The sequence below is a fragment of the Streptomyces sp. NPDC085932 genome (assembly GCF_044540525.1).
In the GTDB taxonomy this organism is placed as follows: Bacteria; Actinomycetota; Actinomycetes; order Streptomycetales; family Streptomycetaceae; genus Streptomyces; species Streptomyces levis.
The window spans coordinates 595777-615818 of the sequence record NZ_JBITSJ010000001.1 but is presented as its reverse complement, the minus strand read 5'-3'; the positions used below and the strand labels follow the sequence as shown (position 1 = coordinate 615818).

Sequence of the window (20042 nt, the reverse complement as noted above, 5' to 3'; positions counted from 1 at the left end):
AACCTGGCTCCCATCCCGGCCAACGTACGCAGCCGGCGTTTCCCTCCGATATCGGTTCGCTTTCGGAGCTGCCCGGCGGCTACGGCCGCTGTCGCGGCTGGTGCCTGCGGATGCGCTCGTCGTGCCGGGCGACGTCGTCCGGGTCAGGGGCGACGACGCCGCGCAGCCGGTCGTCGAGGAACGCCGCGACCAGGCGGCGGGTGATGCGCAGGGCGTCCTCGGCCTCCCGGGCGGTCCCCGGTGCCGGATGGCCCAGGCGTTCGCCGAGCAGCCCGTAGTCGGTGAAGGACGCGTGCTGCGCGCCGGTCACCGAGTACCAGCGGCGCCAGCCGGACAGCCGCTGCCACACGCGCTCCCAGGTGGGGTCCGCGCCGGGCCTGCCGTGCGCGTCCGCGCCCAGCAGCAGGAAGGGCCGGTCCACGCGTGAGGTGCCCGCGCTGTGGAAGGTGCCGTCGAGATCGGCGCCGGCGGCGAACCCCGGGTCCGTCCGCAGCGCCTCGAACGCGGCGGCGCCGCCCATGGAGTGGCCCACGGCGGCGACCCGGGCCGGATCCAGCCGGGGCAGCCGGCCGTCCGCCGTGCCGGGCCGGCCGAGCAACTGCCGTCGCACATAGGACAGATCGACGGCCCGGGTGGCGGCGACCCGTCGCCCGTCCGGGGAGCCGTGGCAGGCCCGGCAGCCGGTGACCCGGCCGTCGGGACGGCTCATGGCCGCCGCCTCGTAGGCGTGGTCGACGGCGGCCACCGCGTACCCCCGGCTGGCCAGGTCCTCGGCGAGCGCGGTCAGGGAGGTGCGGGGCAGCGAGAAACCCGGGGACAGGACGACCAGGGGCAGTCCGGGACCGCTCACCGCGGCCGGCGGGGCATCGCGGGAGGCGTGCACCCGCACCCGGCTCAGCAGGTCCGCGGGAACGCCCTTGATCCGCTGTGCGCGCAGGATCAGTTCCGACTCCCGCGGCGTGACGTAGCGCGCCGCGCGCTCGGTGGAGTGCCGTGCGGGATACCACAGCGACACCATCAGTTCGCGGGACCGGCTCGGGTCCCAGGGGTCGCGGCGGGAGGTGTCGCGCAGTTCGAGGACCCGCAGCCCGACCGGCCGCGCTCCGGTCGGGCCGGGCAGGGCGGGCGGGTCGGGCCGGCTCGTGGCGGCGGCGCCCGGGGCGGGGGCGGGCGGCTGTCCGCAGGCGGGGACGACGGACAGCAGCGCGGCCACGAGGACGGCGTACCGGCGCACGGCACGCCCGGTTCCGGTCGGCTTCACGATCGGCGCCCTTTCGTCGGGAAAGTCCGGACACCGATCACGCTAGGGACGTGACACGGGTTCCGGGCGCGCCGCCCGCGCTTTCATCACCTTCGTCGACGGCATTCATGACGCCCGGCGTTCCGGGCGGGTGATCCGCCCGGGCTTTCGTCGTCCGGCCGGCCCGTCATGCCCTGTCGTGCGACGGATGTGCCGTCATATCCAAACGGTGCCGAGCTTCACCTGCGCCACGCCGGTGATGTCCCGGGGGCCGCCCTCCACGGCGGTCGGGTCGTAGTCGAAGTCCAGGCGGTCGGGGTTGTGGAAGTGACCGCAGACGAACGGGCTGAGGTCCAGCTGCTGCCCGCCGGCCGTCTGCCAGGTGATCCACCAGCCCACACAGCCGCCGTCGGGGCCGCCGAGACCACCGCCGGGCAGCAGGTCCTCGACCCAGCCGGTCACGCGCGCCGTGCCGTCGTCGCCGACGCACAGGGTGATCTCGCCGCGGCCGAAGGACCGGGTGTCGGTGGCGGTGGTGCAGGAGGCCGGCGCGGCCTCCGGCGTGGCGGCGCCGGCCTGCGGTGCCGCCATGAGGCCCGCCAGGGCGGCGGCCCCCGTGACGCACGCCGTGCGCAGCAGTCGCCGGGGGGTGGGGGTACGGTGCATGCCAGTCTGCCCTTCTGATGGGGTGTCAGTCGAGTGGGGTGTCCCAGGGCCCGGGGATCCGGGCCCGCCCGGCCGCTCCGGAGCGGAGGATCGCGCGCAGCCGCTCGGGGCGGGCCGGGTCGCCGGACCGGGCGACGTCCCGCAACTCACGGGCCAGCAGCCCCGCTTGGGCGGCCCAGCCGTCCAGCTGGTCGGCGACCGGACCGGCGTTGGCGGTGAGGGTGTCCGTCCACAGGTCCGGGTTGCCGTCCGCGATCCGGGTGACGGCGCGCAGGTCCTGCCCGGCCAGCCGTACGGCTGACTCGTCGCCATCGAGCAGTCGGGCGGCGGCGAGGCTGGCGATCAGGTACGGGGCGTGCGACACGAGGGCGGCGGCGCGGTCATGGGTCTCCGGGTCGAGCAGCACCGAGACCGCACCGCACAACGCCACGAGTTCCAGGGCCCGGTTGAGGGCCAGGATGTCGGTGGCGTCGGTCGGGCTGAGTGCCCAGGGACGTCCCTCGAAGAGGTCCTCGCGGGGCTCCCTGGGCCAGGAGCCGCCCTCGCCCACCACGGGGTGTCCGCCGACCAGCGAGGTCAGGTCGCAGCCGTGCGCCCACGCCTCGTGGTACAGCCGCACCTTGACCGCGGAGACCTCGGTGTAGACACGGGCGGTGCCGAGCTTCTGGTGCTCGGCGAGCACGGGGGCGACCTGTCCCGGCGGCACCGCGATGACAGCGATGTCGGCGGGCTGCGCGGGTGCCTCGGCGACGCCCGCCCCGCGTTCCTCGGCCCTGCGTGCGGCCTCGGGGTCGGCGTCGATCACATGGGTGGCCACGCCGTGCCGGCGCAGCGCGAGCCCCACGGAGCAGCCGATCGGCCCGGCGCCGACGATGGCGGCGGTGCGCATGCCGTCGTCCTTTCTCAGCCGTCCGGACCGGCCGGGTGCCGGTCCGCGGCGGGACTCAGCCGAAGATCTTCACGGCCTGGTAGTAGGTCCAGGCGGTGCTGTTGCAGTTCGTCTTCTTCTCGCCGGTGTAGGCGGCGCACACGCGCTTCATGTCCTCGTAGAAGGCGCTGTCCACGCGCGCCTTGTTGGCGTCGAAGGTGCCGGCCGCCCGGTAGTTGCGGTAGCCGAAGTCGTGGCGCGCGCAGGACAGTTCGAAGGGGAAGCCGAAGGGGTTGTTGGGCGCCTGGGTGCAGTGGTCCGTGGACCAGTCGAACTCGTAGGCGGCCCAGGCTGCCTGGTTCTGGCGGGCGGCGTTCCAGGCGTTGTAGCTCGCCGCGCCGGTCTGCGTGAAGGAGGACAGCACCTGCGGCTTGTCCGCGGGGACGGCCTGCGCCGGGGCGGCGGACATGCCGACGGCCAGGGCACAGCCGGCGAGGGTCATGGAAAGGGTCGTACGGCGACGCATGGGGGGACCTCCGGGGAAGCGGACAGGAAGTGCTTCCAATGTCGCCAGGGTCGATATGAGGCCCCTATCGCGCGGTTATCCCTGCGGGGCGGTCCGGGCACGACGTCGGCCTCCGGACCGTGGAACGGTCCGGAGGCCGACATGGGGGGGAGGCGGACCCGGTGGCGAAGGGGGAGCCGCCGGGACCTGTGGGTGGCTCAGGCGTCGCGGCGGCGCAGCACCGCGTAGCCGCCGACGCCCGCGGCGAGCGCCCACAGCAGCAGCACCACGAGCGCGGTTCCGCCGCTGTAGGGGTCGGTGTCCTGGGTCATCAGCACGGTGCCGGCCTCGCTGGGCATGTACTCGCTGGCCGTGGACAGCCACTTGGCACCGACGACGCCCATGAGCTGGGGCAGCGCCAGCAGCAGCATGATGAGGGTGGTGATGGTGCCGGCGGCGCTGCGCAGGATCGTGCCCGCGCCGATCGACATGGTGGCGAGCAGGGCCAGGTAGGCCGCCGCGCCGAAGGCGGTGCCGAACAGCTCACCGCTGGTGTACTCGCCGTACTCGCCCATGAAGGAGGCGGCGGCCAGGCTGGCCAGCAGGCTGAAGACGAAGCCCGCCGCGGCCACCACGGCGGTGACGACGAGCGTCTTGGACAGCAGCATCCGGCTGCGCCTGGGCACGCTCTGCAGCGTGGTGCGGATCGAGCCGCTGGAGTACTCGCTGGTCAGCGCGAGCGTGGCCAGTACGACCACGGTGAGCTGGGAGATCAGGAACGCCTGGGAGGCGGCGTGCGGGGCGGGCATGGTGACGTCCACGCCCTTCTTCGCGCTGGCGTCGGCGGACATGCCGACGATGACCGCGAAGCCGACGGTCAGCACCAGACCGACGAGCAGGTTCCACCACGTCGCGCGCACGCTCCACAGCTTCGTCCACTCGAAGGCGAGGGCGCCTTTGAATCCGCCGCCGGAGACGGGTCCGACGAGCTTGGGGGCCGTTGTCGCTGTCATGTCTGTCTACGCTTCCTGGTGATCCGTGGCTCGGGTGACGTGGATGTCGGGGACGAGGGAGGGTGATCCGTACTCGACGCTGGCGGCGGTGAGTTCCATGTACGCCTGCTCCAGGCTGGCCTTGCGCAGGCTCAGCTCGTGCACGGGCACGCGGTGCTGGAAGGCCAGGTCGCCGATCTCCTCCAAGGTGCCTCCGACGACCATGAGTTCGTCGGGGGCGTCGCCGGCGCTGCGCTCCACGGTCATGCCGAGCTGGAGCAGTTCGCGGCGCAGCACGTCCGGTTGCGGGGTGCGGACGCGGACGGCGTTCAGGGAGCTGCTCGCGATGACCTCCTCGATCGGGGCGTCGGCGATGACCTTGCCGCGGCCGATGACGATCACGTGGTCGGCGGTCTCCTGCATCTCGCTCATGAGGTGGCTGGAGACGAAGACCGTGCGGCCCTCCGCCGCCAGCTTCCGCATCAGCTCCCGCACCCAGCGCACGCCGTCGGGGTCCAGGCCGTTGACGGGCTCGTCGAACAGCAGCACCTTGGGGTCGCCGAGGAGCGCCCCGGCGATGCCGAGCCGCTGGCCCATGCCCAGGGAGAAGGAGCCGATCCGCTTCTTGGCCACTTCGCCGAGACCGACGGTGTCCAGCACCTCGCCCACGCGGGAGGCCGGAATGCCGTTGCTGCGGGCCATGCCGAGCAGGTGGTGATAAGCCGAGCGGCCGGGGTGGCCGGCCCGCGCGTCGAGCAGGGCGCCCACCTCGCGCAGCGGGTGCTTGAGGTGCGCGTAACGCTTGCCGGCGACCAGTGCGCGGCCCTCCGTCGGCTCGTCGAGACCGACGATCATGCGCATGGTCGTCGACTTGCCGGCGCCGTTCGGTCCCAGGAAACCCGTCACCTTTCCCGGGTTGATCTGGAACGAGAGGTCGGACACCGCTGTCTTGTCCCCATACTTCTTGGTCAGTCGGTCCACAGTGATCATTGCCTGTCGGCTCCTTCCGCAGTAACGACTTCAAAACTAGGGAGGACCGGCTTCGCGGACATCTGGCGTTCGGCAACGATGTGACTCGACTTTCGGCAGGTTCGGGCCCCACCCCGGCTCTTGTAGCGTGCTGGAATGCAGCTGTTACAGGCCTTCCGGCAACGAGTGGCACACACGGTCCATGCGCTGGGCTCCGAGCGCCCGTTCACCCGGCGCGGCGATCTGCTGCTGCTCGCGGCGCTGCTGGCTCCGTCGGTGTTCAGCGCCGGGAGTCTGGCGACTTCACCGGCCAGCTGGGTGGCCGTGACCGTGCTGATCATGGCCGGGGTCGCGGTGCGCCGGGCGCTGCCCCTGCTGTCGCTGGTGCTGGCGGGGCTGATCGTGCTGTTCTACGTCACCCTCGGGTCGACCGTGTGGACGGCGACGGCCACGGTGGTCCTGAGCTTCGTGGCCGGCCGCCGCGTCACCCGGATCGCGCACGCCCACGCGGTGTTCCTCGCGGTGGCGGCGGCCGGACTGCTGCTGGTCACCCTGTTCGCCGAACCCAAGGACTGGCTGAGTCTGCTCATCACCGAGTTCTCCACCTGCGCCCTGCCCTGGTGGGCGGGCAGTTGGTGGCGGCAGCGCTCGGATCTGACCCGGGCCGGGTGGGAGCGGGCCGAGCAGATGGAGTGGCGCAACCGCTTCGTGGCCGAGCAGGCCCGGCTGAAGGAACGCGCGCGGATCGCCCAGGACATCCACGACTCCCTGGGGCACGAGCTGAGCGTGATGGCGCTGCTGGCCGGCGGGCTCGAACTGGCCCAGGGGCTGACGGAGGAGCAGCGCCGGACCATGGGGCAACTGCGCGAGCGCTGCACCATGGCCACCGAGCGGCTGCACGACGTCATCGGGCTGCTGCGGGAGGACTCCACGCCCTCGCTGCGTCCCGCGCAGGAGTCGATCGCCGAACTGGTGCGGCGCTTCGAGCGGTCCGGGATGCCGGTGCGGTTCCGGGAGGAGGGTGCGGGCACGCGGACGCCGCTGCTCGGCGAACTCGCCGCGTACCGTGTCGTGCAGGAAGCGCTGACCAACGCGACCAAGCACGCCCCGGGCGCGCCCATCACGGTGCGGGTGAGCCACCGGGCGGACGAGACGGTGGTGTCCGTGTTCAACGAGCTGCCCGACGAGAGGGGCCGTGCCGCGGCGCCCGGCAGCGGTTCGGGCCTCATCGGCCTCGACGAACGGGTCAGGCTGGCCGGCGGCACGCTCCGCGCGGGCCGCCGCGCGGGTGGCTTCGAGGTCCGCGCCGAACTCCCGCACGAGCCACCCGCCCGCGGGCGGGCTTCCGGCGCCGCCGAAGCGCAGGGCTTCGGGGCGGGTACGGAGCGGGGGTCCGGTACCCCGGTGCGCGGCGGGGACGACGAGGGAGCCGGGGCTGCGGTGGAGGCCCCGGGGACGCAGGAGGCGTCCGATCCCGCCGGGCCCGCCACGCGCCGCAGTGCCTCCGGCACGGCGCTGGCGCGGGCCCGCACGCGGGTGCGTCGCAACGTTCGGCGGGCCGCACTGCTGCCCGTGCTGTTCGGCGGGGTGCTGGTGCTGTCCCTGGTCGGCCTGTACGTCTTCACCTCGGCGATGACCGCGCTGTCCCCCGGTGACTACGGGCGGCTGCGGCTGGGCGAGTCGCGCGCGGAGCTGGCCTCGGTGCTGCCGGAGCGGCGGATCCGCAAGCCGCCGCCGGTCGTCACCGAACCGCCCGTCCCGCCGGGGGCCGTGTGTGAGTACTACCGGTCCGGCGACAGTGTCCTGACGTTCACGGACACGCTGTACCGCCTGTGCTTCAGGGATGATGTGCTGGTGGCCAAGGACACGCTGTGACACAGCAGTTGAGCGGCGCGTCCGGTGTGGGGGCGCCTCAGCCGGAAACGATGGTGAAGGAACGGATGATTCGCGTACTGCTCGCCGACGACGAGACGATTATCAGGGCCGGAGTGCGCTCCATCCTGACCACGGAACCGGACATCGAGGTCGTGGCCGAGGCCACCAACGGCCGTGAGGCGGTGGAACTGGCCCGCAGACACCGGCCGCACGTGGTGCTGCTCGACATCCGCATGCCGGAGATCGACGGACTGACGGCCGCCGGGGAACTCCGGGCCACCAATCCGGACAGCGCCGTGGTCATCCTGACGACCTTCGGCGAGGACAAGTACATCGAGCGGGCCCTGGACCAGGGCGTGGCCGGCTTCCTGCTGAAGGCCTCGGATCCACGGGATCTGATCTCCGGCGTGCGGGCCGTGGCGTCCGGCGGTGCCTGCCTGTCCCCTCTGGTGGCGCGCCGGCTGATGACGGAGCTGCGCCGGGCCCCCACTGCGCGCGCGGACGTCTCCGGCGACCGGACCGCGCTGCTGACCAAGCGGGAGCAGGAGGTGCTGGGGATGCTCGGCGCCGGTCTGTCGAACGCGCAGATCGCCGAGCGGCTGCATCTGGTCGAGGGCACGATCAAGACGTACGTCAGCGCGATCCTGAACCAGCTCGGCGTCCGCAACCGGGTGCAGGCGGCGATCATCGCCTACGAGGCGGGGCTGGTGAACAAGGACGACCTGCGGTAGCGCGACACGCGCGGGGCCGTCCGGCCGGGTGGCGGCCCGGCCGGACGGCCCGCCGGTCAGGCCCGGTCGCCGTGGCGCGCCCGGTCCTGGACGAAGCGGGCGAGCCGCCGGGCACCGTCGACGGCCTGGTCGACGGTGACGGCGCTGCACGACAGGCGGATCCGCCGGTCCCCCGCGTCGTCCAGGTGGAAGTAGCGCATCGGCGTCCAGATCACGCCGTAGGTCTCCGCCGACCGGTGCAGGGCCGCCTCGTCGGCGTCGAAGGGGACGTCGAGGGTGAGGAAGAACCCTCCGTCGGGGTCGTTCCAGCGCACTCCGGCCGACTCCGGCGCGCCGGGCGGCAGTTCGTGCGCGAGGGTGTCGCGCAGGGCCCGCATGGTGGCCTGGTAGTGCCGGGCCGCCGGTTCGTTCGCCGCCCGCAGCCCGCCACCGGCGCGCAGCAGCAGCCCGGCCACGGCGGCCTGGCTGAGGGTGGCGGTGTTGACCGTGACCATGCTCTTGACCTTGGCCAGTTCGTCGGCGAGCAGACCGGGCGCCGCACCGTCGGCGCCTTCCACCGGCTGGTCGGCGACGACGAACCCGACCCGGGCGCCCGGGAAGGCGATCTTCGCGAAGGAGCCGAGGTAGATGACGCTCCGTGTGGTGTCCAGCGCCTTCAGGGTGGGGCGCCGGACCGTGCTGAAGACGCCGTACGGGTTGTCCTCCAGGAGCAGCAGCCCGAGCCGCCGGGCCGCGTCCAGCAGGGCCGTGCGGTCCTCCACGGACAGGCTGACGCCGGTGGGGTTGGAGCAGTCGGGCACCACGTACAGCGCCTTGGCCCGCCGGCCGCGTTCGGCCAGCTCCCGCACGATGCGGTGGAGGGCTTCCGGGTCGGGGCCGTGCGCGGTGCCCGGCACCGGCACGACGTGGATCCCGAGCAGCCGGGCCGCTCCGGTGATGCCGACATAGCAGGGGCTGTCGACGAGCAGCACGTCCTCCGGGCCGGTGAACAGCGCCCGCAGGGTGAGCAGCACGGCTTCCTGGCAGCCGACGGTCACCACCACGGCGGCCGGGTCGACGGTCAGGTCCTCGTCCACCCGCAGCATGCCCGCCACGAGGTCGCGGATCTGGCCGGCCGTCTCGCCGTACTGGTAGAGGGCGGTGCGCACACCCGCCTCGGACATCCCGCGTGCGCGCAGGTGGTCGAGGTAGGTCTCGATGAGCGCGGGCACGTCCGCGACGTCGAAGCCGGTCTCCTGGGGGCGCCCGGGGGCGAAGGAGACCGCCCGCGGGTAGCGCAGGGTCACCTCGTTGAGGAAGGTCATCGTGTCGAGCAGCGGTTCGGACAGGCTGCGGTGCAGGGCGGTGCGGGGCAGCGCCACAGCGTGGCCCGTGGTGTCCGCGGTGATCGTCATCCATGGCTCCTGGCTGGGTACGGCGGGACCGGCGGCAGGACGGTGTCCGGGCCGATGGCGTCCGGCGTGGCGTGACCGGTGAGCACCATCGTCTCGGCGAACTCCTCGGTCAGCAGGCTCAGCATCCGGCGCACCCCGGCGGCGCCGTCGGCGGCCAAGGCGTACAGCGCCGGCCGGCCGACGAGGACGGCGCGGGCGCCGAGGGCCAGGGCGACGAGGACGTCCGCGCCGGTGCGGATCCCGCCGTCCAGCAGGACGGGGCAGCGCCCGCGGACGGCGGCGACCACCTCGGGCAGGGCCTCCAGGGTGGCCGGGGCGCCGTCGAGTTGCCGGCCGCCGTGATTGGAGACGACGATGCCGGCGACGCCCGCGGCGAGGGCCGCCTCGGCGTCGCGGGCGGTGAGCACGCCCTTGGCCAGTACGGGCAGTCCGCTCTCGGCGCGCAGCCGGGCGACGACGGACCACCCGGTCGAGCGGTCGAAGGCGTGCCGGCTGTGCGCCCCCGGGGTCGCCGCCCCGGCGGCGGCCGTCTCGCTCAGGTTGGCCGCTGCGATGTGCCCGGGGATCCGGAAGTCGTTGCGCAGGTCGCGCAGCCTGCGGCCGGTGAAGGGGGTGTCGGTGGTGAGCACCAGGGCCTGGTAGCCGCTCGCGCGCGCCCGGCGGGCCAGGTCGAGCGTGGTGGCGGTGTCGCGGAAGCAGTACACCTGAAGCCACAGCGGGGCGGTGGCGGCCGCGGCCACCTCCTCCAGGCGCCGGCTGGAGAAGGTGCTCACCACCAGGGGCAGGCCGAGGTCTCCGGCGGCGCGCGCGGTGCCCGACTCGCCGTCCGGGTGGACGAGTTCGTGGTAGGCGACGGGGGCGATGCCCAGGGGCGCCGGCCAGCGGGAGCCGAGGACCTCGACGGAGGTGCCGGGTTCCTCGATGCCGGGCAGGGCCCTCGGGCGCAGCCGTGCCGCTTCGAAGACCGCCTCGTTGGCGGCCAGGGTCCGCTCCCGCCCGGCCCCGCCGGCGATGAAGTCCCAGACGTCGGCGGGGAGTCGTTCCCGGGCCAGGGCCGCGAAGTCGGCCACGGTGAGCGGCTGCGCCGCGGCCGGTACGCCCGGGGGCCGGAGGGCGGGCGCCGTCATCGGCCGGCCACTTCCCGCTCCCGCTCGACGGCCTCGTACAGCGCCTTGATGTTGGAACTGCCGAAGCCGCGGGCGCCGTTGCGCTGGATGTACTCGTAGAAGAGCGTGCCGCGCGGGTACGGGGAGCGGGTGAAGATCTGCAGCAGGTAGCCCCACTCGTCGCGGTCGACCAGGACGTTGGTGTCGCGCAGGTCGGCGATGCGGTCCGACAGGCCGCTGACGCGTTCGGTGAGCAGGTCGTAGTAGGTGCCCGGGGTGCGCAGGAAGGCCACGCCGCGGTCGCCGAGGGAGCGCACCGCGCCGACGATGTCGTCGACGAGGAAGGCCAGGTGCTGGACGCCGGGGCCGCCGTGGGACTCCAGGAAGCGGTTGATCTGGCCCGGCAGCCGGGTGTCGTCGGGCTCGATCAGCGTGAAGGTGATGCCGCCGTCGGCGTTGCGCACGACGATGGAGTCCATGGCCTGGCCGCCCACCTCGATGTACTCGGAGGAGTAGTAGGGCGTGTCGAAGGCCGCCTCGTAGAACTCGGCGGTCTTGCGCAGGGTGCCGGGCTCCAGGCAGACGGCGACGTGATCGAGGGCCGGCCGGGGGCCGCCGGTGCCGGTGGCGGCGGGGAGCAGCGCCCACTCCCGGTCGGGCGGCAGGAGGAGGCCCTCGCCCTCCGTGACGAGGGTGTGCCGGAGGTCGCCGAAGCCGGACACCGCGGCGTACCAGGACTCGTCGGCCGGGGAGGGGACCGGTGCCCGGAGCGCGGCGGCGCCGGCCAGGACGGCCCGGTCGAAGGCGGACCGGACGTCCGGGCAGCTGAAGGCGAGGTCGGCGATGGAGTCGCCGTGGCGCTCGACGTAGTCGGCCACGGCGGTGCCCCCGGCCAGCGCCTGGGTGACGACGAGGGTGACCTCGCCGCTGCGCAGCGCGGTGGAGCGCCGGTCGGGCGTGCCGGTGGCGGGGCCCGACACCGCCACCGGCTCGAAGCCGAGGCTGTCGGCGAGGAACCCCGCGGCCTCCCGGTCGTCCGCGACGTACAACTCGGCGTAGGCAATGGCATGGGGCGGCATGGGGGCTCTCCAATACAGGGACGGGAGAAGACGGAAAGCACCGTCGGAAACCCGTTGGGAATTCATTCCGGGGTCATGCCGACGGAGGGCTGGGAAGGGCAGCGAAGAACACTCTACAAATAGCCCGTATAACCTCGCTATCGGCTCGATATCAGGCTCCTGACGTGCAGCTACCGCCTCCGGATAACCGTATTGACCGGTCCTCGGAAGCCCTGCTAGCGTCCCCGATCTGCTCTAATTCGACGACGTCTCACCAACGCTCCGGTGTTTTCTCGACAGCGTGGCACGGAAAAAGGCCGGAGTTTTTCCGGCGGATGATTGTGAGGAGACAGGTGTCCGAGCTCTCGATTCTTCGGCACGAACTGACCGCCGCCCAGCGCGAAGTGTGGCTGGGCCAGCAGCTGGACCCGGCGGGCACCAGCTACAAGACCGGTTCCTGCCTGGAGATCGACGGCCCGCTGGACCACGCCGTGTTGACCGAGGCCCTGCGGCGGACCCTGGCCGAGACGGAGACGCTGTGCTCCCGCTTCCTCACCGACGAGCGGGGTGAGCCCTACCGTGAGCACTGCCCGGACACCCCGGTGCGGCTGCCGCACTTCGACCTGACCGGGCGCCCGGACCCCGAGGCCGAGGCGATCGCCTGGATGGAGCGCGACCGGGCGACGCCCGTGGCTCTGGACCAGCCGGACATCAGCCGCCACGCGCTGTTCACGCTCGCGCCCGGGCGGCACATGTACTACCTGGGCGTGCACCACATCGTGCTGGACGGCACCAGCATGACCCTGTTCTACGAGCGGCTCGCCGAGGTCTACCGGTCCCTGACGCGGGGTCAGGACGCCCCGGACTGCTCCTTCGGCAGCATGGACCGGATCGTCGCCGGCGAGGAGGCCTACCGCGCCTCGGCCCGGCACGAGCGCGACCGGGCCTACTGGACCGGGCTGTTCGGCGACCGGCCCGAGCCGGTCTCGCTCACCGGCCGGGTCAGCGCGCACGCCCTGGCCGGGACCCTGGCCAGCGTGCGGCTCGGGCCCGAACGCACCCGGGTGCTGGAAGAGGCGGCGCGGTCCGCCGGCTCGTCCTGGGCACGCGTGGTGATCGCCGCGGTGGCCGCGTTCCTGCACCGGATGACCGACGCCCGGGACATCGTGGTCTCCGTCCCGGTCACCGGCCGCCACGGCGCCAACGCCCGGACCACGCCGAGCATGGTCTCCAACCAGCTGCCGCTGCGCCTGACGGTGGACCCCGAGGCGAGCTTCGCCGCCCTGGTCGAGGAGGTCTCCACCGGGCTGCGCGGACTGATGGCGCACAGCCGTTACCGGGGCGAGGAGCTCAACCGCGAACTGGGCGCCGCGGGCGGCGCGGGCGCGCTCGGCCCGACGGTGAACGTGCTGCCCTACACCCGGCCCGTCGACTTCGGCGGCCCGCTGGGGCGGATGCGCAGCCTGGGGTCCGGTCCCACCACCGATCTGAACTTCGTGCTGACGGGCACCCCCGAGTCGGGGCTGCGGGTCGACTTCGAGGGCAATCCGCAGGTGTACGGCGCCGCGGAGCTGGCCGGTCTCCAGGAACGCTTCGTCCGGCTGATGGAGAACCTCGCCGCCCACCCCGGCACTCCGGTGGGCCGCTGTGAGCTGCTCACCGCCGAGGAACGCCACCGGCTCCTGAGCGAGTGGAACGACACCGGCCGGGACGTGCCGGACGACACCCTCACCGCGCTGCTGGACCGGCAGGCGGCCCGCGGCCCCGAACGGGAGGCGCTGGCCTTCGAGGGAACCTCCCTGACCTACGCCGAACTGCACGACCGCGCCGACCGGCTCGCCGCGCTGCTGGCCGAACGGGGGGCCGGCCCGGAGCAGTTCGTGGCCGTGGCCCTGCCCCGCTCGGTGGAGCTGGTCGTCGCCCTGCTCGCCGTGCTGAAGTCGGGCGCCGCCTACGTCCCCGTCGACCCCGCATACCCGGTGGACCGCATCGGCCACATCCTGCACGACGCGGGCGCGTCGCTGGTGCTGACCACCCGCGACACCGAGGAGCGGCTGCCCGCCGACGGCACCGCGCGCCTCCTGCTCGACGACCTCGGCGCCGCCACCGCCCCGCCCGCCGCGCCCGCCGCACCTGTCGCGTCCCTCGACCCGAGCCATCCCGCGTACGTCATCTTCACCTCGGGCTCCACCGGCCGTCCCAAGGGCGTGGTCGTCTCGCACCGGGCGATCGTGAACCGGCTGGCCTGGATGCAGGACACCTACCGGCTCGGCCCCGACGACCGGGTGCTGCAGAAGACCCCGTCGGGGTTCGACGTGTCGGTGTGGGAGTTCTTCTGGCCGCTGCTGCAGGGCGCGACGCTGGTGGTGGCCCGGCCCGAGGGGCACCTCGACCCGGCCTACCTGGCCGAGACGATCCGGCACGAACGCATCACCACCGCCCACTTCGTGCCGTCCATGCTCGACGTGTTCCTGCGCGAGCCGTCCGCCGGCGCGCTGTCGGGCATGCGCCGTGTCTACTGCAGCGGCGAGGCCCTCCCCGCCGAACTGCGCGCACGGTTCCGGGCGACGGCCGACGTGCCGCTGCACAACCTGTACGGCCCCACCGAGGCCGCCGTCGACGTCACCCACTGGGACTGCGCGGAGGACACCGGCTCGCGGCCGGTGCCGATCGGCCGCCCGGTGTGGAACACCCGGATGTACGTGCTGGACTCCGCGCTGCGCCCGGTGCCCGCCGGAGTGCGCGGCGAGCTGTACATCGCCGGTGTCCAGCTGGCCCGCGGCTATCTGGGCCGCCCCGGGCTCAGCTCCGAGCGCTTCACGGCGGATCCGCACGGCGCGCCGGGCAGCCGCATGTACCGCACCGGCGACCTGGCGCGCTGGAACCCGGACGGCAGCCTGGACTACCTCGGCCGCGCCGACCAGCAGGTCAAGCTGCGCGGCTTCCGCATCGAACTCGGCGAGATCGAGGCGGCCCTGACCCGGCAGCCGGAGGTCGCCGGGGCCGCGGTGCTGCTGCGCGAGGACCGGCCCGGCGACCAGCGGCTGGTCGCCTACACCGTCCCGGCCGGCGAGAGCGCGCCCGACGCGGACGCCCTGGCCGCCCGGCTGCGCGCGGCGCTGCCCGACTACATGGTGCCGTCGGCCTTCGTCACGCTGCCGCAGCTGCCCGTGACCCCGAACGGCAAGCTGGACCGCAAGGCCCTGCCCGTCCCGGACATGCCCGCGCGCGGCAGGGGGCGGGCCCCGCGCACCCCGCGCGAGGAGCTGCTGTGCGCGCTGTTCGCCGAGGTCCTCGGCGTCGAGGCGGTCGGCGTCGACGACGGCTTCTTCGACCTGGGCGGCCACTCCCTGCTCGCCACCCGGCTGGTCAGCCGCATCCGCACCGCCCTGGGCGTCGAGGTGCCGATCCAGCGGGTGTTCGAGTTCCCGACCGTTGCGGCGCTGGCCCGCGCCGTGGCCGGCGAGGGCCGGGCGCGTACGGCGGTGACGGCCCGGGTCCGGCCGGAGCGGCTGCCGTTGTCCTTCGCCCAGCGACGGCTGTGGTTCCTGCACCAGTACGAGGGACCCTCGCCGCTGTACAACATCCCGGCCGCGCTGCGGCTGACCGGCCCGGTGGACGCCGCGGCGCTGCGGGCGGCGCTCGGGGACGTGGTGGCCCGCCACGAGAGCCTGCGCACCGTCTACGCCGAGGACGAGCACGGGCCCCACCAGGTCGTCCTGCCCGTGGCCGATGCAGCCGTCTCCCTTCCGGTCACGGACACCGATGCCGGGCACCTGGACGCGGCCGTCGCCCGGATCGCCCGCACCCCCTTCGACCTGGCCCGCGACGTGCCGCTGCGCACCGCCCTGCTGCGCACCGCCCCGGACGAGCACGTGCTGATGCTGGTGCTGCACCACATCGCAGGAGACGGCTGGTCGCTGGCCCCCCTCGCCCGCGACCTGGGCACCGCCTACCGCGCCCGGCTGGCGGGGACGGCCCCCGCGTGGGAGCCGCTGCCCGCGCAGTACGCCGACTACGCCCTCTGGCAGCACGAACTCCTGGGCGCCGACGGGGACCCCGACAGCGAGGGCGTCCGGCAGCTGGCGCACTGGCGGCAGGTCCTGGCCGGTCTGCCCGAGCGGCTGGAGCTGCCCGCCGACCGGCCGCGTCCGGCCCGCCGCGACAACGCCGGCGACCGGCTGGACCTGCGCGTGCCCGCCGCACTGCACCAGGAGCTGGCGGGTTTGGCCGCCCGGAGCCGCACCAGCGTGTTCATGGTGCTGCAGGCCGCGCTCGCCGCGCTGCTCACCCGGCTCGGCGCCGGGGAGGACGTGCCGATCGGCTCCACCATCGCCGGACGCACCGACGCGGCCGTGGAGGACCTCGTCGGCTTCTTCGTCAACACGCTGGTGCTGCGCACCGACACCGGCGGCGACCCGACGTTCCGCGCGCTGCTCGACCGGGTTCGCGACACCGACCTGGCCGCCTACGCCCACCAGGACCTGCCGTTCGAGCGGCTGGTCGAGGCGGTCAACCCCGACCGCGGCGCCGGTCACCACCCGCTGTTCCAGGTCATGCTGACCTTCGACACCACCCAGCAGGACGCCCTGGGCGAGCTGGGCCGGCTGCCCGGCCTGGGCGCCGAACTGGTGCCCGTGCACACGGGTCTGAGCAAGTTCGACCTGGCGTTCGCCTTCGACGAGCGCCGCGATGCCGACGGTGCCGCCGCGGGCATCGACCTCGCCGTGGAGTTCAGCACCGAGCTCTTCGACGCCCCGACCGCCCGCGCCCTGGCCGAGCGGCTGCTGGGCCTGCTCGCCCAGGCCGTCGCGGATCCGGACCGGCGGCTGGCCGACCTGGACGTCCTGGTGGCGGGCGAGCGGCTCACCCTGCTGGTGGACGCCAACCGCTCCCCCGTCGCCGTCCCCGCGCCGCGGGCGACGCTGCCGGAGCTGTTCGAGCGGCAGGCGGCCCGGCACGCGCACCGCCCGGCGGTCACCCACGAGGACACCACGCTGACGTACGCCGAGCTCAACGCCCGCGCCAACCGGCTCGCCCGGCTGCTCGCGGAGCGCGGTACCGGCCCCGGTGACCTGGTCGCGCTGGCCCTGCCCCGCTCGCTGGAGCTGGTCGTCGCCCTGCTCGCGGTGGTCAAGTCCGGTGCCGCCTACGTACCGCTCGACCCGGGCTACCCGGCCGAACGGCTGGCGCACGCGCTGTCCGACTCGGCCCCCGCGGTGCTGCTGACCACCGAGGAGGCCGCGGCCCGGCTGCCCGCACACGGGGTGCCGACGCTGCTGGTGGGCACGGACGAGGCGGAGGCCCGGTCCGCCGACGACCTCGCGCCGGGCGAACGGACCCGGCCGCTCGACGAGCAGGACATCGCGTACGTCATCTACACGTCGGGCTCCACCGGCCGTCCCAAGGGCGTGGCCGTGCCGCACCGCAACGTCGTGCGGCTGTTCTCCGCCACCGACCACTGGTTCGGCTTCGACGAGCAGGACGTGTGGACCCTGTTCCACTCGTACGCGTTCGACTTCTCCGTCTGGGAGCTGTGGGGCGCGCTGCTGCACGGTGGCCGGCTCGTCGTCGTCCCGCACGGCGTGAGCCGGGACCCGGCCGCGTTCCTGGCGCTGCTGGAGCGCGAGCGGGTCACGGTGCTCAACCAGACCCCGTCGGCCTTCCACCAGCTGGCCGCCGCCGACCGGGAGCGGTCCGCGCAACTCGCCCTGCGGTACGTGGTCTTCGGCGGCGAGGCGCTGGACCTGTCACGGCTGGGCGACTGGTACGAGCGGCACGCCGACGACGCCCCGGTGCTGGTCAACATGTACGGCATCACCGAGACCACCGTGCACGTCTCGCACTTCCCGCTGGACCGCGTCACCGCGGCCACCGCGTCGGCGAGCACCGTCGGCGTCAACATCCCCGACCTGCGCGTGTACGTGCTGGACTCCCGGCTGCGGCCCACGCCGCCCGGTGTCACCGGTGAGATGTACGTCGCCGGGGCCGGTCTCGCCCGGGGCTATCTGGGCCGGCCGGGGCTGACCGCGGACCGGTTCCCCGCCGACCCGCACGCCACGCTGTTCGGCGAGGTGGGTGCCCGTATGTACCGCACGGGCGACCTGGCCCGGCGCCGCGCCGACGGCGGCCTCGACTACCTCGGCCGCGCCGACCACCAGGTCAAGATCCGTGGCTTCCGCATCGAGCTCGGCGAGATCGAGGCCGTGCTCGCGGCCCACCCCGCCGTGCGGGACGTGACCGTGCGGCTGCGCGAGGACACCCCCGGGGACCGGCGCCTGGTCGCCTACGTGGTCACCGACGGGCCCCTGCCCGAACGGGCGTTGCTCGACCACGCCGCCGCCCGGCTGCCGGAGCACATGCTGCCGTCCGCGTTCGTCGCCCTCGACGCGCTGCCGCTGACCCCCAACGGCAAGCTGGACACCCGGGCCCTGCCCGCCCCCGCCTACGCGGCGACCGCCGCCGGGCGCGCCCCGCGCGGGCCGCGCGAGGAGATGCTGTGCACGCTGTTCGCCGAGGTCCTCGCGGTGCCGCGGGTCACGATCGACGACAGCTTCTTCGACCTGGGCGGCCACTCCCTGCTCGCCACCCGGCTCGCCGCCCGGATCCGCGCCGCGCTCGGGGCGGAGCTGTCGGTGCGGCAGCTGTTCGACACGCCCACGGTGGCCGGTCTGTCGGCCGCCCTGCACGACGCCGAGCACGCCCGGGAGCCGCTGACGGCCGGGCCGCGTCCGGACCGGCTGCCGCTGTCGTACGCCCAGCAGCGGCTGTGGTTCCTGCACCAGCTCGACGGTCCCGCGCCGACGTACAACATCACCGGCGCACTCCGGCTGACCGGCGCGCTCGACCCCGAGGCGCTGCGGGCCGCCTTCGCCGACGTCGTCACGCGGCACGAGAGCCTGCGCACGGTCTTCGCGCAGGACGAGCGGGGTGCCCGGCAGATCGTGCTGGACCCCGCCGGCGTCCGCTTCCCGCTGCCGGTCGTGGACACCGCCGCTGACGAGGTGGACGCCCGGCTGGAGCGCGCCGCCCGGCACTGCTTCGATCTGGAGCGCGACCTGCCCGTCCGCGCCGAGCTGTTCCGGGTGGACGCGGCCGAGCACGTCCTGCTGCTGATGATCCATCACATCGCCGGTGACGGCTGGTCACTGGGTCCTTTGATGCGCGATCTGGCCACCGCCTACACCGCCCGGACCGGAGGTGCGGCGCCCGCCTGGGCACCGCTGCCCGCCCAGTACGCCGACTTCGCGCTGTGGCAGCGCGCCACGCTCGGCGACGCGCGGGACGGGACGTCCCTCGCCGGCCGTCAGCTCGCACACTGGCGGCAGGCCCTGGACGGGTTGCCCGAACGTCTCGACCTGCCCGCCGACCGGCCCCGGCCGGCCGTCGCCTCGCACCGCGGCGGCCGCGTGCCGCTGGCCGTGCCGCCCGAGGTCCACCGCGCCGCCGTCGCCCTCGCCGCGGAGTCCCGGGCCAGCCTGTTCATGGTGGTGCAGGCGGCCCTCGCCGCGCTGCTGTCCCGGATGGGCGCCGGCGACGACATCCCGGTCGGCACGCCCGTGGCGGGCCGCGCCGACGACGCCGTCGACCAGCTCGTCGGCTTCTTCGTGAACACCCTGGTGCTGCGCACGGACACCGGCGGCGACCCGACCTTCCGCGAACTCCTGGACCGGGTCCGGGAGACCGACCTGACCGCCTACGCCCACCAGGACCTGCCCTTCGAGCACCTGGTGGACGTGCTTGCCCCGGCCAGGTCGCTGTCCCACAACCCGCTCTTCCAGGTCCTGCTGAGCCTCGACACCACCCAGCAGGACGCGCTGGGCGCCCTGGCCGCGACCGGCCTCGGGGCCACCCCGCTGCCGGTCCGGACGGGCGTCGCCAAGCTGGACCTCGCGCTGGAACTCGCCGAGCACCGGGACACCGACGGAGCCCCGGCCGGTCTCGTGGGCGCCGCCGAGTACAGCGCGGACCTCTTCGACGAGGACACCGTCCGGGCCCTGGCCGACCGGTTCCTGCGCCTGCTCACCGCGCTCGTCACGGCACCCGACCGGCGCATCGGGGACGTCGACCTGCTCGGCGAGGCGGAGCGCCGGAAGGTGCTGGCCGAGTGGAACGACACGCCCCGGCCCGCCGAGGCCCTCACCTTCGCCGCCTACGTGGAACGGCACGCCGCCGAGGCGCCGGAGCGGCCCGCCGTCGAGTTCGCCGGACAGGTGCTCGACTACGCCGGGCTCAACACGCGTGCCAACCGGCTGGCCCGCCGGCTGCTGCGCCTGGGCGCCGGACCGGAGCGGTTCGTCGCCACCGCCCTGCCGCGCGGCGCCGACCTGGTCGTCGCCGCCCTCGCCGCCTTCAAGGCGGGCGCCGCCTATCTGCCCGTCGACCCGGCCTATCCGGCCGAGCGCGTCGCCCACGTCCTCGCCGACGCCGCACCGGTCGTCGTGGTGACCTCCGCCGACGTCGCCGGGAACCTGCCCGAGGGCCCCGTGCCGCGGCTGCTGCTGGACGACCCGGCGACCGCCGAGGTCCTGGACCGGCTGCCCGGGCACGACGTCACCGACGCCGAGCGACCGGTGCCGCTGCGGCCCGAGCACCCGGCGTACATGATCTACACCTCGGGCACCACGGGCCGCCCCAA

At 74.0% G+C, this 20042-nt stretch carries 12 protein-coding genes (1 of these 12 running past the window's edge); 3 read left to right on the top strand and 9 right to left on the bottom strand.

Translation table 11 applies throughout. From position 1 onward, the window contains the following. Window positions 1–79: 79 nt before the first annotated feature. From ACIGAQ_RS02375 to ACIGAQ_RS02350, 6 genes are all read right to left on the bottom strand, one after another. Window positions 80–1261, bottom strand: coding sequence for an alpha/beta hydrolase family protein (locus ACIGAQ_RS02375; RefSeq protein ID WP_399778566.1), 1182 nt, complete (start codon window positions 1259–1261; stop codon window positions 80–82). A 195-nt stretch (window positions 1262–1456) separates the two neighbouring features. Then, a complete protein-coding gene (locus ACIGAQ_RS02370; protein ID WP_362282226.1) occupies window positions 1457–1906 on the bottom strand; it encodes a hypothetical protein in 450 nt (149 codons plus the stop codon). Window positions 1907–1931: 25 nt separating this feature from the next. Continuing rightward, window positions 1932–2795, bottom strand: coding sequence for a prephenate dehydrogenase (locus ACIGAQ_RS02365; RefSeq protein ID WP_311680677.1), 864 nt, complete (start codon window positions 2793–2795; stop codon window positions 1932–1934). A 55-nt stretch (window positions 2796–2850) separates the two neighbouring features. Then, entirely contained in the window at window positions 2851–3300 is a 450-nt protein-coding gene (locus ACIGAQ_RS02360) for a phospholipase (RefSeq protein ID WP_311680675.1), read from the bottom strand. A gap of 197 nt (window positions 3301–3497) precedes the next feature. Next, window positions 3498–4292: an ABC transporter gene (locus ACIGAQ_RS02355; protein WP_362282220.1), complete on the bottom strand. Its 795-nt coding sequence runs from the start codon at window positions 4290–4292 to the stop codon at window positions 3498–3500. Between the two features lie 6 nt (window positions 4293–4298). Beyond that, window positions 4299–5261 (bottom strand): ABC transporter ATP-binding protein, encoded by a 963-nt coding sequence (locus tag ACIGAQ_RS02350; RefSeq protein ID WP_399778563.1) that lies wholly within the window; start codon window positions 5259–5261, stop codon window positions 4299–4301. Between the two features lie 135 nt (window positions 5262–5396). On the opposite strand from ACIGAQ_RS02350, the gene ACIGAQ_RS02345 reads away from it, so the two are divergent. Together ACIGAQ_RS02345 and ACIGAQ_RS02340 are read left to right on the top strand one after the other, a co-directional pair. Next, a complete protein-coding gene (locus ACIGAQ_RS02345; protein ID WP_399778561.1) occupies window positions 5397–7115 on the top strand; it encodes a sensor histidine kinase in 1719 nt (572 codons plus the stop codon). A gap of 65 nt (window positions 7116–7180) precedes the next feature. After that, window positions 7181–7846 (top strand): response regulator transcription factor, encoded by a 666-nt coding sequence (locus ACIGAQ_RS02340; protein WP_311680670.1) that lies wholly within the window; start codon window positions 7181–7183, stop codon window positions 7844–7846. 56 nt (window positions 7847–7902) lie between these two features. Here the strand turns inward: ACIGAQ_RS02340 and ACIGAQ_RS02335 are convergent, their stop codons facing one another. From ACIGAQ_RS02335 to hppD, 3 genes are read right to left on the bottom strand one after another with little or no spacing between them, the layout of a single operon-like run. Beyond that, on the bottom strand, window positions 7903–9240 hold the full coding sequence (locus ACIGAQ_RS02335) for a PLP-dependent aminotransferase family protein (RefSeq protein ID WP_399778559.1): 1338 nt from the start codon (window positions 9238–9240) through the stop codon (window positions 7903–7905). Further along, window positions 9237–10367 carry an alpha-hydroxy acid oxidase gene (locus ACIGAQ_RS02330; protein WP_399778557.1) on the bottom strand — a complete coding sequence of 377 codons (1131 nt, stop codon included), beginning with the start codon at window positions 10365–10367 and terminating at the stop codon, window positions 9237–9239. Before ACIGAQ_RS02330 ends, ACIGAQ_RS02335 begins: the two co-directional genes overlap by 4 nt. Further along, window positions 10364–11425: a 4-hydroxyphenylpyruvate dioxygenase gene (gene hppD / locus ACIGAQ_RS02325; RefSeq protein WP_399778555.1), complete on the bottom strand. Its 1062-nt coding sequence runs from the start codon at window positions 11423–11425 to the stop codon at window positions 10364–10366. The genes ACIGAQ_RS02330 and hppD overlap by 4 nt, the downstream gene beginning before the upstream one ends. 332 nt (window positions 11426–11757) lie before the next feature. On the opposite strand from hppD, the gene ACIGAQ_RS02320 reads away from it, so the two are divergent. Further along, window positions 11758–20042 carry the 5' portion of a non-ribosomal peptide synthase/polyketide synthase gene (locus ACIGAQ_RS02320; RefSeq protein ID WP_399778553.1) on the top strand. Its footprint extends 13525 nt past the window's final position, so the window shows 8285 of its 21810 coding nt (coding positions 1–8285); it begins with the start codon at window positions 11758–11760; its stop codon lies beyond the right edge, outside the window.

Bases quoted from the DNA above. Each gene is read 5' to 3' on its own strand.
- ACIGAQ_RS02340 (WP_311680670.1), top strand. From the start codon at position 7,181: ATGATTCGCGTACTGCTCGCCGACGACGAGACGATTATCAGGGCCGGA.
- ACIGAQ_RS02365 (WP_311680677.1), bottom strand. From the start codon at position 2,795: ATGCGCACCGCCGCCATCGTCGGCGCCGGGCCGATCGGCTGCTCCGTG.
- ACIGAQ_RS02355 (WP_362282220.1), bottom strand. From the start codon at position 4,292: ATGACAGCGACAACGGCCCCCAAGCTCGTCGGACCCGTCTCCGGCGGC.
- ACIGAQ_RS02370 (WP_362282226.1), bottom strand. From the start codon at position 1,906: ATGCACCGTACCCCCACCCCCCGGCGACTGCTGCGCACGGCGTGCGTC.
- ACIGAQ_RS02330 (WP_399778557.1), bottom strand. From the start codon at position 10,367: ATGACGGCGCCCGCCCTCCGGCCCCCGGGCGTACCGGCCGCGGCGCAG.
- ACIGAQ_RS02350 (WP_399778563.1), bottom strand. From the start codon at position 5,261: ATGATCACTGTGGACCGACTGACCAAGAAGTATGGGGACAAGACAGCG.
- ACIGAQ_RS02345 (WP_399778561.1), top strand. From the start codon at position 5,397: ATGCAGCTGTTACAGGCCTTCCGGCAACGAGTGGCACACACGGTCCAT.
- ACIGAQ_RS02360 (WP_311680675.1), bottom strand. From the start codon at position 3,300: ATGCGTCGCCGTACGACCCTTTCCATGACCCTCGCCGGCTGTGCCCTG.
- hppD (WP_399778555.1), bottom strand. From the start codon at position 11,425: ATGCCGCCCCATGCCATTGCCTACGCCGAGTTGTACGTCGCGGACGAC.
- ACIGAQ_RS02335 (WP_399778559.1), bottom strand. From the start codon at position 9,240: ATGACGATCACCGCGGACACCACGGGCCACGCTGTGGCGCTGCCCCGC.